Annotated in this window: 14 protein-coding genes; 12 read left to right on the forward strand and 2 right to left on the reverse strand. The window is 74.8% G+C overall.

What is annotated here, in order from left to right; genetic code table 11:
* Nucleotides 1-48 precede the first annotated feature (48 nt).
* On the forward strand, nt 49-1,233 hold the full coding sequence (locus tag VKZ81_RS23635; protein ID WP_324243909.1) for an aminotransferase class I/II-fold pyridoxal phosphate-dependent enzyme: 1,185 nt from the start codon (nt 49-51) through the stop codon (nt 1,231-1,233).
* Between the two features lie 3 nt (nt 1,234-1,236).
* Here the strand turns inward: VKZ81_RS23635 and VKZ81_RS23640 are convergent, their stop codons facing one another.
* Entirely contained in the window at nt 1,237-2,250 is a 1,014-nt protein-coding gene (locus VKZ81_RS23640; protein WP_324243850.1) for a threonine aldolase family protein, read from the reverse strand.
* A gap of 251 nt (nt 2,251-2,501) precedes the next feature.
* On the opposite strand from VKZ81_RS23640, the gene VKZ81_RS23645 reads away from it, so the two are divergent.
* From VKZ81_RS23645 to VKZ81_RS23670, 6 genes are all read left to right on the forward strand, one after another.
* Complete coding sequence (locus tag VKZ81_RS23645; protein ID WP_324243851.1) at nt 2,502-3,020, forward strand: SigE family RNA polymerase sigma factor; 519 nt, start codon at nt 2,502-2,504, stop codon at nt 3,018-3,020.
* A gap of 14 nt (nt 3,021-3,034) precedes the next feature.
* Nucleotides 3,035-3,781 carry a hypothetical protein gene (locus VKZ81_RS23650; RefSeq protein ID WP_324243852.1) on the forward strand — a complete coding sequence of 249 codons (747 nt, stop codon included), beginning with the start codon at nt 3,035-3,037 and terminating at the stop codon, nt 3,779-3,781.
* Between the two features lie 21 nt (nt 3,782-3,802).
* A complete protein-coding gene (locus VKZ81_RS23655; RefSeq protein ID WP_324243853.1) occupies nt 3,803-4,375 on the forward strand; it encodes a TetR/AcrR family transcriptional regulator in 573 nt (190 codons plus the stop codon).
* 44 nt (nt 4,376-4,419) lie between these two features.
* Nucleotides 4,420-5,838 carry an adenylosuccinate lyase gene (gene purB, locus VKZ81_RS23660; RefSeq protein ID WP_324243854.1) on the forward strand — a complete coding sequence of 473 codons (1,419 nt, stop codon included), beginning with the start codon at nt 4,420-4,422 and terminating at the stop codon, nt 5,836-5,838.
* A complete protein-coding gene (locus VKZ81_RS23665) occupies nt 5,835-6,668 on the forward strand; it encodes a phosphoribosylaminoimidazolesuccinocarboxamide synthase (RefSeq protein WP_324243855.1) in 834 nt (277 codons plus the stop codon). Before purB ends, VKZ81_RS23665 begins: the two co-directional genes overlap by 4 nt.
* Nucleotides 6,669-6,736: 68 nt before the next feature.
* Nucleotides 6,737-7,483: a DUF2334 domain-containing protein gene (locus tag VKZ81_RS23670; RefSeq protein ID WP_324243856.1), complete on the forward strand. Its 747-nt coding sequence runs from the start codon at nt 6,737-6,739 to the stop codon at nt 7,481-7,483.
* Between the two features lie 7 nt (nt 7,484-7,490).
* On the opposite strand, the gene VKZ81_RS23675 is transcribed toward VKZ81_RS23670, so the two are convergent.
* Nucleotides 7,491-8,117 carry an MBL fold metallo-hydrolase gene (locus tag VKZ81_RS23675; RefSeq protein ID WP_324243910.1) on the reverse strand — a complete coding sequence of 209 codons (627 nt, stop codon included), beginning with the start codon at nt 8,115-8,117 and terminating at the stop codon, nt 7,491-7,493.
* Nucleotides 8,118-8,244: 127 nt separating this feature from the next.
* Here VKZ81_RS23675 and purS point away from each other — a divergent pair, with 127 nt between their 5' ends.
* From purS to VKZ81_RS23700, 5 genes are read left to right on the forward strand one after another with little or no spacing between them, the layout of a single operon-like run.
* A complete protein-coding gene (gene purS / locus VKZ81_RS23680) occupies nt 8,245-8,478 on the forward strand; it encodes a phosphoribosylformylglycinamidine synthase subunit PurS (RefSeq protein ID WP_324243857.1) in 234 nt (77 codons plus the stop codon).
* Nucleotides 8,475-9,149 (forward strand): phosphoribosylformylglycinamidine synthase subunit PurQ, encoded by a 675-nt coding sequence (gene purQ, locus VKZ81_RS23685; RefSeq protein WP_324243858.1) that lies wholly within the window; start codon nt 8,475-8,477, stop codon nt 9,147-9,149. The genes purS and purQ overlap by 4 nt, the downstream gene beginning before the upstream one ends.
* A gap of 47 nt (nt 9,150-9,196) precedes the next feature.
* Nucleotides 9,197-10,348, forward strand: coding sequence for a PP2C family protein-serine/threonine phosphatase (locus VKZ81_RS23690; RefSeq protein WP_324243859.1), 1,152 nt, complete (start codon nt 9,197-9,199; stop codon nt 10,346-10,348).
* Nucleotides 10,345-11,958 carry a sensor histidine kinase gene (locus VKZ81_RS23695; RefSeq protein WP_324243860.1) on the forward strand — a complete coding sequence of 538 codons (1,614 nt, stop codon included), beginning with the start codon at nt 10,345-10,347 and terminating at the stop codon, nt 11,956-11,958. Before VKZ81_RS23690 ends, VKZ81_RS23695 begins: the two co-directional genes overlap by 4 nt.
* Nucleotides 11,955-12,416, forward strand: coding sequence for a response regulator (locus VKZ81_RS23700; RefSeq protein WP_324243861.1), 462 nt, complete (start codon nt 11,955-11,957; stop codon nt 12,414-12,416). Before VKZ81_RS23695 ends, VKZ81_RS23700 begins: the two co-directional genes overlap by 4 nt.
* Nucleotides 12,417-12,458: the final 42 nt, after the last annotated feature.

Below are 12,458 nucleotides of genomic sequence, written 5' to 3' on the forward strand. Positions count from 1 at the left end.
GTGGGGCGGCCGCCGTTCCGCTTTCCTGCCTAAGCTCGGGCCGTGCCGATGCAGCCCGTTCCGCCCACCCAGCTCACGGTCGCCGCCCGGGCCGCGGTGCCCCCGTTCCACGTCATGGACGTCTGGGCGGCAGCAGCCGAACGCCAGCGCACCCACGGCGACCTCGTCAACCTCTCGGCGGGCCAGCCCTCCACCCCGGCCCCGGCCGCCGTGCGGGCCGCCGCCGCGGCCGCCCTCGACGGCGACGTCCTCGGCTACACCGTCGCGCTGGGCATCCCGGAGCTGCGCGAGGCGATCGCCGCGCACTACGAGCGCACCTACGGCCTCGACGTCCCGCCGGAGCAGGTCGTCGTCACCACCGGCTCGTCGGGTGGGTTCCTGCTCGCGTTCCTCGCGGCGTTCGACGCGGGCGACCGGGTGGCGCTCGCCCGCCCCGGCTACCCCTGCTACCGCAACATCCTCACCGCGCTCGGCTGCGAGGTCGTCGACCTCCCGTGCGGGCCGCAGACCCGCTACCAGCCCACGGTCGAGATGCTGGAGGCGCTCGACGAGCCCGTGCGGGGCCTGGTCGTCGCGAGCCCGGCGAATCCGACCGGCACCGTCCTCGACGCCGCCGAGCTGGCGGCGCTCGCCGAGCACTGCGAGCGGACCGGGGTGCAGCTGATCAGCGACGAGATCTACCACGGGATCTCCTACGCCGGCGCCCCGGCGACGTCCTCGGCGTGGGAGACGTCGCGGGAAGCGGTGGTCGTCAACTCGTTCTCGAAGTACTTCTCGATGACCGGCTGGCGGCTGGGCTGGCTGCTCGTGCCGCCGCGGCTCCTGCGCGCCGTCGACTGCCTCACCGGCAACTTCACGATCTGCCCGCCCGCGCTGGCGCAGCGGGCCGCGCTGGCCGCGTTCGAGGAGTCCAGCTACGCCGAGGCGGACGGGCACGTCGCCCGGTATGCGGCGAACCGCGAGCTGTTGCTCGACGGGCTCGCCGACCTCGGCATCACCCGCACCGCCCCCGCCGACGGCGCCTTCTACGTCTACGCCGACGTGTCGCACCTGACCGACGACTCGATGGGTTTCACCCACCGGCTGCTCGCGGAGACGGGCGTCGCGGTCGCCCCCGGCGTGGACTTCGACCCGGTGGACGGCGGCCGGTTCATCCGGATGTCCTTCGCCGGCGCCACCGCGGACATCAAGGAGACGTTGGCGCGGCTCGAGGCCTGGTTGCCGAAGGCCTGACCGTCACCTGCCCGGGCGCACCGGCGGGCGGTGGCCGTCCGCGCGGACCGCGGCCGCGTCGACCGGCCCGATCCGCTCCAGCGCGGTGGCGATGTCGGCGTCGGTCAGGTCGGCGTGGGTCATCAGCCGGACCTGGCCCGCCATCGGGACGGCCCGCACGCCCGAGGCCTCGAACCGCTGCAGGGTGCCGGTGAGGTCGGCCACCGAGATGAGCACGATGTTGGTCTGCGGGGTGGAGACCTGCCAGCCGCGCTCGCGCAGCCCCGCGGCGAGGGCCCGCGCCCGTTCGTGGTCCTCGGCGAGGCGATCGATGCGGTCCAGCGCGACGAGCCCGGCCGCGGCGACCACGCCGCCCTGGCGCACCCCGCCGCCGAGCATCTTGCGCAACCGCCGCGCGTGCGCGACGAACTCGGCGGAACCGGCGACGACCGAACCCATCGGCGCACCGAGCCCCTTGCTCAGGCAGACCTGCACCGTGTCGACGCCGACGGTGAGGGCCGCCGGGGGCACGCCGAGCGCGACCGCCGCGTGCCAGAGCCGCGCCCCGTCCAGGTGCACCTTGAGCTTCGCCGCCCTGGCCGCGGCGACCACGGCCGCGTGCTCGTCCGGCGCGGTCACCGTGCCGCCCGCGGCGTTGTGGGTGTTCTCCAGGCACAGCAGCGTGGTGCGCAGCGCGTGGTACGGCCCGTCGCCGCCCGCGGCGGCCCGGCGCACGGCCGCCGGGGAGACCTTGCCCGGCCCGGCGTCGTGCGCCAGCGGGCGCGGCATCCCGCCCGCGAGCCACGCGGCGGTGCCGAGCTCGTTGTCCAGGACGTGGGCACCCGCGGGGGCGAGGAAGGCGTCGCCCCGGTCCAGGTGGTGCATGAGCGCGATGAGGTTGCCCATCGAGCCGCTGGGCGTCCACAGGGCGTCGGTGGCGCCGACCAGACCGGCCACCCGCAGCTCCAGCTCGCGCATCGTCGGGTCGCGGTCGAGGACGTCGTCGCCGACCTCGGCCGCGGCCATCGCCTCCCGCATCCGCTTCGTGGGCTTGGTGACGGTGTCCGAGCGGAGGTCGATCGGACCGGTGTTGGCCGATGAACGCCGGGCTCGAGTCGTGGGTCGCACGACCCCCGATTCAACCAGGAGGAGACGGTCCGGCGGCGGGAGGGTCACGGAACGATCACAGTTCTGGGCCGATCGGGGGAATCTCGTGGGTGCGGCCAACCCCGGACGAGGATGCTCGCGTCCTTTGCACGACGGGCCGGCGGGAAGGGGGGCAAGGCCGGGTGGACGACGCCAGCGAGCGGGAGTTCGCCGAGTACTTCCGCGCACGCCGCGACGCCGTGCGCCGCACGGCGTACCTGCTGTGCGGCGACTGGCACCGCGCCGACGACCACGCCCAGGCCGCGTTCGTCGCGCTGCACCGCCACTGGAGGCGCATCCGCGACCGCGGGGCCCTCGACGCGTGGGTGCGCCGCACGCTGGTGCGCGCCGTCGTCGACGAGTCGCGGCGGCCATGGCGCCGCGAGCGGGCGACCGCGGAACCGCCGGTCGAGTCCGGCGGCGTCCCGTCGGCTTCGGAGGCGGTGACCACGCGGCACGTCCTCGTCGACGGGCTGCGGGCCGTCCCGCCGCGCCAGCGCGCCGTGCTCGTCCTGCGCTACCTCGACGGGCTCGACGTCGCGGCCACGGCCGAGGCGCTGGGCTGCAGCGAGGGCACCGTGAAGAGCCAGACCGCGCACGGGCTGGCGACGCTGCGCGCCGTGCTCGGCGACGCGCTCGAGGACCTGCGACCGGCCGGGTGAAGGGGGTGGGCGACATGACCGACGACGAGAAGCTCGGTGCGCTGTTCCGCGCCGCCGCCTCCGACACCGCGCCACCGCCCGGGTTCGACCACGAGTCGGTCGTGCGGGCGTCTCGCCGGATCACCGTCCGCCGCCGCGCCGCGGTCACCGTCGGAGGGCTGGCGCTCTTCGCCGTCGTCGGCGTCGGCGGGGCGGTCGTGCTCCCGGACGGTCGCGAGGAAGGCGGCGCGTCGACGGTCGCCGCGCCGATGCTCGCGCCGGAGGGCCCGCCCGCGGACGCCCGGCGGGACGAGCGGCAGGCGCCGCCGCCCGCCGCGGCGGAGGGGGCACCGGGGGCCGCACAGGCCCCGTACGCGGCGCGCGGCTCCGGGGAGGCGGACGCGGCGGCGCCTGCGCCCCTCGGACCGGGTACCACCGAGTGCGCCGATCGGCAGGACCCCGCGCTGCGCGCGATCGTCGAGGAGTACCTGCCGGAGGTCGTCGGCGCGCCGGAGGCGGCCATCACGATGGAGTGCAGGCCCCCCGGTGAGCGGGGCGTCAACCTCGAGGTGACCGACGGGGCGGCGCGGGGCGTGCTGACCGTGCAGTACCTGCCGCCCGGGGCGGACCGGGTGGGGGGCGCGGCGGAGGGCGCGGTGTCGCGTCCGACGGCGTCCGGCGGCACCGTCGTCGTGTCGAGCCGCGGCGACGGGCCCGGCGCGGCCGCCCCGTTCGCGGACCGCCTCGACGCGCTGGCCGCGCAGCTTTCACCCCGTCTCTGACCGGCGGGGGAAGATGGTCACGTGGGCACCGCGAAGGGCGAGCGGCGCAGGCAGGAGTTGGTCACGGCGGCTGCCGCCCTGCTGCGCTCCGGCGGCTTCGACGCCGTGCGCCACCGAGCCGTGGCCGAGCGGGCCGGGCTGCCGCTCGCGTCCACCACCTACTACTTCTCCTCGCTGGAGGAGCTGGTCACGGCGGCGGTCGAGCGCACGAGCCGCGACGAGCTCGCCGAGGTCCGCGAGCAGCTCGACGCCCTCCCCGAGGGCCCGCTCGGCACCGACGAGCTGGTGGAGCTGATCCTCGACCACCTGATCGGCCGCGAGTCGCGCGAGCGCGGCCTCGAGGCGGCGCTGCTGCGGTTCGAGCGCCTGGTGGGCGCCGGGCGCCGGCCCTACCTCGCACCGCTGATGCGCAAGATGCGCGAGGAGTTCGAGGCGCTGCTCGCCGAGATCCTCGCGCGGTCCGGGCGCACCCTCGACCCGGTCGCGCTGCGCGACCTCGTCTCGCTCGTGGACGGCGCGCTGGTCAGCGCGCTCATCGAGGCCGACCCCGACCCCCGCGCCGTGGGCCGCGAGGTGCTCCTGCGCACCCTGTGAGTGGCCGCCGCCGCGTCCGGGTCGGGGCCGTAAGCTGCCCGAACGTGATTCCCAACGTGCTGGCCGCCCGCTACGCGAGCCCGGAGCTCGTCCGCATCTGGCAGCCGTCGAACAAGATCGTTCTGGAGCGGCGGCTGTGGCTCGCCGTGCTGCGCGCGCAGCGCGACCTCGGCGTCGACGTGCCGGACGGCGTCCTGGAGGACTACGAGCGGGTCGTCGAGCAGGTCGACCTGGACTCGATCGCCGAGCGGGAGCGGGTCACGCGGCACGACGTCAAGGCCCGTATCGAGGAGTTCAACGCGCTCGCCGGCCACGAGCACGTGCACAAGGGCCTGACCAGCAGGGACCTCACCGAGAACGTCGAGCAGCTGCAGGTGCGGCTGTCGCTGGAGCACGTCCGCGACCGGACGGTCGCCCTCCTCGCCCGGCTGGCCCGCCGGGCCGGGGAGCACGCCGAGCTGGTGATGGCGGGGCGCTCGCACAACGTCCCGGCGCAGGCCACCACGCTGGGGAAGCGGTTCGCGACCGCAGCGGACGAGCTGCTCGTCGCCTACGCGCGGCTGGAGGAGCTGCGGGCCCGCTACCCGCTGCGCGGGATCAAGGGCCCGGTCGGCACGGCGCAGGACATGCTCGACCTCCTCGACGGCGACGCGGCCAAGCTCGCCGACCTCGAGCGCCGCGTCGCCGAGCACCTCGGGTTCTCCGGGGTGCTGACCAGCGTCGGGCAGGTCTACCCGCGCTCGCTCGACTTCGACGTCGTCTCCGCGCTCGTCCAGCTCGCGGCGGCGCCGTCGTCGCTGGCCACCACGATCCGCCTGATGGCGGGCGCCGAGCTCGCCACCGAGGGCTTCCAGCCCGGCCAGGTGGGCTCGTCGGCGATGCCGCACAAGATGAACTCGCGCTCGGCGGAGCGGATCAACGGGATGCTGGTGCTGCTGCGCGGCTACGCGGGCATGGCCTCCGAGCTCGCCGGGGCGCAGTGGAACGAGGGCGACGTGTCCGACTCCGTCGTGCGCCGCGTGGTGCTGCCGGATGCGTTCTTCGCCCTCGACGGGCTCTACGAGACCGCGCTGACCGTGCTCGACGAGTTCGGCGCCTACCCGGCCGTCATCGCCCGCGAGCTGGACCGCTACCTGCCGTTCCTGGCCACCACCGCGGTGCTGATGGCCGCGGTGCGGGCGGGCGTCGGCCGCGAGACCGCGCACGAGGTGATCAAGGAGCACGCCGTGGCCGTCGCGCTGGCCATGCGGGAGAAGGGCCAGGCCGAGAACGACCTGATGGCCCGGCTCGCGAGCGACTCGCGGCTCGGGCTGCCCCCGGGCGCGCTCGACGGGCTGCTCGCCGACCCGCTGCGGTTCACCGGCGCCGCCACCGCGCAGGTGGAGGCCGTGATCGAGCGCGTGTCCGAGATCGTGGAGGCCCACCCGGACGCCGCCGCCTACACCCCCGGAGCGATCCTGTGAAGCTGCTGCACTCGGGCAAGGTGCGCGACCTGTACCTGGACGGCGACGAGCTGATCATGGTCGCCTCGGACCGCGTGTCGATCTACGACGTGGTCCTGCCGACCCCGATCCCGGACAAGGGCAAGGTGCTCACCCAGCTGTCGCTGTGGTGGTTCGACCGCCTCGCCGACCTCGTCCCGCACCACGTCGTCTCGGCCACGGACGTGCCCGCCGAGTTCGCCGGTCGCGCGGTCCGCTGCCGGCGCCTGGAGATGCTGCCGGTCGAGTGCATCGCCCGCGGCTACCTCGCCGGGCTGGGCCTGGAGGAGTACCGCAAGCACGGCACCGTCTCGGGCGTGCCGCTCCCGGACGGCCTCGTCGAGGGCTCCAAGCTCCCGGAGCCGATCTTCACGCCGACCACGAAGGCCGCGGCCGGCGAGCACGACGAGTTCATGACGTTCGACGACGTGGTCGCCGCCGTCGGCGCGGACACCGCCACCCGGCTGCGCGAGCTGACGCTCGCCGTCTACACCCGCGGCGCGGAGACCGCGGCGGCGAACGGGATCATCGTGGCCGACACCAAGCTCGAGTTCGGCGTCGATCCAGGGGGCGGGATCGTGCTCGCCGACGAGGTGCTCACCCCCGACTCGTCGCGGTTCTGGCCCGCCGACTCGTGGGAGCCGGGCAGGCGGCAGTACGCGTTCGACAAGCAGTTCCTGCGGGAGTGGTCGCAGGGCCTCGACTGGGACCGCACCCCGCCCGGCCCGGAGATCCCGCCGGACGTCGTGGCGGCCACGCGGGCCCGCTACGTGGAGGCCTACGAGCGGATCACCGGGCGGAACTGGCAGTAGGCCCACTTCCCACGCAACTCTCACGGGCCGGTCAACCGGTGTTCACACGGGCGTGCGTTCATGTCGGTGTGACCGAATCGCAGCTGGTCGTGTCGGTGTCGGGCCTGACCCCCGACGCCGGTGACGCGCTCGCCGACGCCGCCGCCTTCACCGCCGAGCTGCAGGCGCGCGGCGTCCCCGCCTCGCACCTGCTGCGCCCGGCGGGCGTCGCGCCGGGCTCGCCGCTCGCGCGGTGGGTGCACGAGCGGCGAGCGGCGGGCGACGCCGTCGCGCTCCACGGCTACGACCACACCGCGCCGCCGGTGGCGTCGCTGCGGGTGGGCAGGCGCGCCGAGTTCGCCGCCCTGCCGCGGCACGAGGCCGGGCTGCGGCTGGTGGCGGCCCGGCGGGCGCTGACCGCGCTGGGGCTGCGGACCGACGTGTTCGTCCCGCCCCGCTGGATCGCCTCGCCCGGCACGGTGCAGGCGCTGCGCGAGCAGGGCTTCGCCGTGCTGGCCGACGAGCACGGCGTGCGGTTGCTGCGGGAGCCGGGCACGTCGCTGCTGCGGTCGCGGGTGCTCGGGTTCCGGGTCTCCGGCGAGCGCCGCCCCGTGGCCGACGACCGGCACGCGGCCGAGGCGTGGCGCTGCCGCGTGCTGCTGGCCGAGGTCGCCCGGACGGTGCGGCGGGGTGACCTCGTGCGGATCAACGTGCGGGCCAAGGACCTGCGGCGCCCGCACCGGAGGGCCGCCGCGCTGGCCGCGGTGGACGCCGCGCTCGCCCTCGGCGCGACCCCGACCACCTACCGGCTCGCCGTCGTGGCCAGGGCCGCGTGAGCGGGCCTCAGACCTCGGTGGCGGTCTCCCGGTCCAGCACCTTGATCGTGGTCTTCTCCGGCCCGAGGCGTTCGAAGAAGCCGTAGTGCATCGCGGGACGGGAGAGCACGGCCTCGTGGATCGGCACGGCCGTGCGGGGCGCGACGGCGCGCAGGTAGTCGACGGCCTCGGAGAGCTTGAGCCACGGCGCCCCGGTCGGCAGGAACAGCACGTCGACGGGGGAGGGCGGCGGGGTGTAGGAGTCGCCGGGGTGCAGGTGCGTGCCGTCGACCAGGTAGGCGTTGTTCGGCACGATCGGGATGTCGGGGTGGATCACGGCGTGGTCGCCACCCAGCACGTCGACGCGGGCCCCGCCGATCTGCAGCCGGGCGCCCGGGGCCGTGACCTCGTGCGGGACCTCGCCGAGCTGCTCCGCCGTGCCGGCGTCGACGATCAGCCGGGCGTCCGGGTTGGCGTCGAGCAGCGGGCGGATGCGGTCGGCGTCGAGGTGGTCGAAGTGCTGGTGCGTGATGAGCACCGCGTCGAGCCCGCGCACCGACTCGAACCCGGTGGAGAAGCTGCCCGGGTCGAACAGGATCCGGGCGCTGCCGGTGTCCAGCAACAGGCACGAATGTCCGAAGTGGGTGATGCGCACGGCCACCCACTCTGCCACCGCCCGACGTCGCCGTCCCGGCCGGTTTCCGCCTCGTGGAGGCGTGCCCCCATCGGGTGGGAGGGGTGTCACGGCTGGTCGGGCCGAGGCACGCCCGTAGGCTGGGGGCGTGGCGAAGGTCGTGGTGGATGTGATGCCGAAGCCGGAGATCCTGGACCCGCAGGGCCAGGCGGTGGCGGGGGCGCTCACGCGGCTCGGTGTCTCGGGCGTCACGGACGTGCGGCAGGGCAAGCACTTCGTGCTCGAGGTGGACGACACGGTCGACGACGAGACCCTCGAACGCGTCGCGGCCACCCTGCTGGCCAACCCGGTGATCGAGGACTGGGTGGTGACCAGGGCATGAGGATCGGGGTCATCACGTTCCCCGGCACGCTCGACGACGTCGACGCGGCCCGGGCGGTGCGCTACGCGGGTGCGGAGCCGGTGGCCCTCTGGCACGCCGACCACGACCTCAAGGGCGTGGACGCGATCATCGTGCCCGGCGGGTTCTCCTACGGCGACTACCTGCGCGCAGGCGCCATCGCGAGCATCGCGCCGATCATGACGGAGGTCGTCGCGGCGGCCGGCCGGGGCGCCCCGGTCCTCGGCATCTGCAACGGCTTCCAGATCCTCTGCGAGGCGGGGCTGCTGCCGGGCGCGCTCGTGCGCAACGCCGGGCTGCACTTCGTCTGCCGCGACCAGCGGCTGCGCGTCGAGTCCACCGCCACGGCGTGGACGGGCGGGCTCACGGTCGGGCAGGAGCTGCTCGTGCCGCTCAAGTCGGGGGAGGGCCGCTACGTCGCCGACGCCGCCACCCTGGAACAGCTCGAGGCCGAGAACAGGGTGGTGTTCCGGTACGCGGGCGGCAACCCCAACGGTGCCGTGGCCGACATCGCGGGCATCGCCTCCGACGACGGGCGGGTGGTCGGGCTGATGCCGCACCCCGAGCATGCCATCGACCCCCTCACCGGCCCGTCGAACGACGGGCTCGGCCTGTTCACGTCCGTCCTGCGGGCCACCGCCTCGGCCGCCTGACCAGCCCTCGAACGCGCCCCCTCCCCATGACCGGATCCGCTGCCGCAATGCCGCGACGCGTGCTCTTGGTCGAGGACGACCCGGGCGACGTGTTCCTGGTACGCGAACTGCTCGCGGAGGCCGATCCGGCGCTCCAGGTCTCCGTCGCGAGCTCCGTCGCCGACGCGGTGGCGGGCGGCCAGCTCGGCCGGGTCGACTGCGTGCTGCTCGACCTCAACCTGCCCGGCGTGCAGGGCCTCGACGCCCTGCGCAGCCTCCTGCGCGCCGACGGCAGCGCCGCGGTGTGCGTGCTCACCGGCGTCGACGACGAGCACCTCGGCGTGGCGGCGGTCGCGGCGGGCGCGCAGGACTACCTGGTCAAGGGCAAGGTGGACGGGCAGGTCCTGATCCGGGCCGTGCGCTACGCCGTCGAGCGGCGGCGGGCCGAGTCGAGCCTGCTGCGGCTGCGGGAGGAGCAGCTCGCGGCCGCGGAGTCGGCGCGCCTGGAACGCGGGCTGCTGCCGTCGCCGCTGCTCGCGGGCAGCCCGGTGGGTGCGCGGTCGTACTACCGGGCCGGGCGGGCGCGCTCGCTCATCGGCGGCGACTTCTTCGACGCCGTCCTCGGCCCCACCGGCACCGTCCACGCGATCGTCGGCGACGTCTGCGGCCACGGGCCCGACGAGGCCGCGCTCGGCGCGCTCCTGCGGGTGTCGTGGCGCGCGCTCGTCCTGGCCGGCCTCCACGAGTCGCAGCTGCTGCCGAAGCTGCAGCAGGTGCTCGTGACGGAGCGGCACGACCCCTCGCTGTTCACCACCGTCTGCGCCATCGCGATCCGCCCGGCGCCCGGCGGGCGGGGCGAGATGGCCGTCCGCGTCGCCGGGCACCCGCCGCCGGTGCTCCTGCGGCCGCCGCAGCGGCTGGAGCCGCCCGTCGGCGTGCCGCTCGGGGTGTTCCCGGACGCCACGTGGGACCCGCTCACGGTGCCGCTCGCGAAGGGGTGGGCGCTTTTGGCCTACACCGACGGCCTCATCGAGGGCCGCGGCCCGGACCCCGGGGAGCCGCTGTGGGAGGAGGGCCTGCACGCGATGCTGCTGGAGGAGCGGGGGACCGACCTGGAGCGGCTGCCCGCGCGGCTCGTGGAGCGGGCGCAGGAGCTCAACGGGGGCTCGCTGGTCGACGACGTCGCGATCCTCATCCTGTCCGAGGAGGGAACGCGGTGACCGCACCGACCGAGCCCGCCGAGCCCGCCGAGCCCACCGAGCCCACCGAGCCCACCGAGCCCGCCGAGGGCCCGCGCGGCCTGGCGCTGCCGGAGCGCCTGAGCACCGGGCGCTGGCCGTTGGAGCGCGTGTTCGTCGTGGGCGCGGTGCTCGCCGCCCTGGTCGCCTCCGGAACGGTGGTGCTCGGCGTCACCGCGTTGACGCGGCTGACCGAATCGCGGGCGTCCCTGCTCGACGGGACCATCCCGGCGCTGATCGCCGCGAAGGACCTGGCGAACGCCCAGCTCGACCAGGAGGCGGCGCTGCGCGGGTTCCTCCTCACGGGGCAGGAGGGGTACCTGGACCCGTACCACGCGGGCGTCGAGCGCGGCCGGGACGCCGTGGCCCGGCTGCGCGCCGCGCAGGACGACATCCCGCAGCTCGGACCGGACATCGACGCCGCCGTGCAGGCCGAGCAGGACTGGCGCCTCGGGTACGCCGAGCCGGTGATCGCCCGGGAGCCCGGCGCGCCCGGCCCCGAGGCCGGCCTGATCTACTCCGAGCGGGTGCGGCGGACCACCGACGCCCTCCAGGACCGGCTCGCCCAGCTCCGGCTGGAGGGGCGGGAGGACCTGTCCTCCGCCGCGTCGTTCCTCGCGTGGGCGGGCGGCACGATCGGGGTGACGCTGCTCGTCCTGCTCGCCGTGGTCGGGATCGGGCTGCGCAGGCTGGTGCTGCAGCCCGTGTCCGCCCTCGCCGCCCAGGTCCGCGAGGTCGTCGCGGGCAACACGCACCGGCAGGTCGACGTCGAGGGGCCGCGGGAGATCAGCGGGCTCGGTGCCGACGTCGACGCCATGCGCAGGCACATCCTGCGCGAGCTCGACAGCGCCCAGGCCGTCAACCGCAGGCTGGACGACCAGGCTCGCGACCTGGAGCGCTCGAACCGGGACCTGGAGCAGTTCGCCTACGTGGCGAGCCACGACCTGCAGGAGCCGCTGCGCAAGGTGGCGAGCTTCTGCCAGCTCCTGCAGCGGCGCTACGCCGGCAAGCTCGACGAGCGCGCGGACCAGTACATCGCGTTCGCCGTCGACGGGGCGCAGCGGATGCAGCAGCTGATCAACGACCTGCTCGCGTTCTCCCGCGTCGGGCGCACCACGGAGAACTTCGAACGGGTCGACCTCGGCGCCGTCGCCACGGCGGCGGCCGAGCAGCTGGAGCAGGCGCGCCAGGAGCTGGGCGGGGAGATCGTGATCGGCGCGCTGCCGACCGTGCTCGGGGACCCCGGCCTCCTGCAGCTGCTCATGGCCAACCTGATCGGCAACGGCCTGAAGTTCCACCGCGAGGGCGTGCCGCCCGTCGTCCGCGTCGACGCGCGGCGCGACGGCGACGTGTGGGAGGTCTCCGTCACCGACAACGGCATCGGCATCGAGCCCGAGTACGGCGACAAGGTTTTCGTGATCTTCCAGCGGCTGCACGGGCGCGACGCCTACTCCGGTACCGGGATCGGGCTCGCCCTGGCGAAGAAGATCGTCGAGTTCCACCAGGGGCACATCGGCCTCGCCCCGACCGACGGTCCCGGCACCACGATCCGGTTCACCCTGCCCGCGCTGCGCGAGGAGATCGCCGAATGAACGACCAGCCCCGGACGATCAACGTCCTCCTCGTCGAGGACGACCCCGGCGACGTCCTCATGACGCGCGAGGCGTTCGAGGAGAACCTGCACAACCGGCTGGACGTCGTCACCGACGGGGAGGCCGCCCTCGGCTACCTCCGCCAGGCCCCGCCCTACGCCGACGCACCCCGGCCGGACCTCATCCTGCTCGACCTGAACCTGCCCCGCCGCGACGGCCGCGAGGTGCTGCAGGAGATCAAGGCCGACCCGGACCTGCGTCACATCCCGGTGATCGTGCTGACCACGTCGAAGGCCGAGGAGGACGTGCTGCGCAGCTACCAGCTGCACGCCAACGCCTACGTCACCAAGCCGGTCGACTTCGAGGGCTTCATCGAGGCGGTCAAGCAGATCGACCACTTCTTCGTCAGCGTGGTCCAGCTGCCGCCGGAACGGCACCAGCGGGAGCACGACCGGTAGCCACCCCGATCTCGCCCACGTAGCCGTCGGGGCGCACGAGCA

The organism is Pseudonocardia sp., assembly GCF_035305885.1.
Classification (GTDB): Bacteria; Actinomycetota; Actinomycetes; order Mycobacteriales; family Pseudonocardiaceae; genus Pseudonocardia.

Excerpts from the sequence above, each read along its gene's own strand:
- VKZ81_RS23635 (WP_324243909.1), top strand. The coding sequence starts at position 49 with ATGCAGCCCGTTCCGCCCACCCAGCTCACGGTCGCCGCCCGGGCCGCG.
- VKZ81_RS23640 (WP_324243850.1), bottom strand. The coding sequence starts at position 2,250 with ATGCGGGAGGCGATGGCCGCGGCCGAGGTCGGCGACGACGTCCTCGAC.
- VKZ81_RS23650 (WP_324243852.1), top strand. The coding sequence starts at position 3,035 with ATGACCGACGACGAGAAGCTCGGTGCGCTGTTCCGCGCCGCCGCCTCC.
- purQ (WP_324243858.1), top strand. The coding sequence starts at position 8,475 with ATGAGGATCGGGGTCATCACGTTCCCCGGCACGCTCGACGACGTCGAC.
- VKZ81_RS23690 (WP_324243859.1), top strand. The coding sequence starts at position 9,197 with ATGCCGCGACGCGTGCTCTTGGTCGAGGACGACCCGGGCGACGTGTTC.
- VKZ81_RS23700 (WP_324243861.1), top strand. The coding sequence starts at position 11,955 with ATGAACGACCAGCCCCGGACGATCAACGTCCTCCTCGTCGAGGACGAC.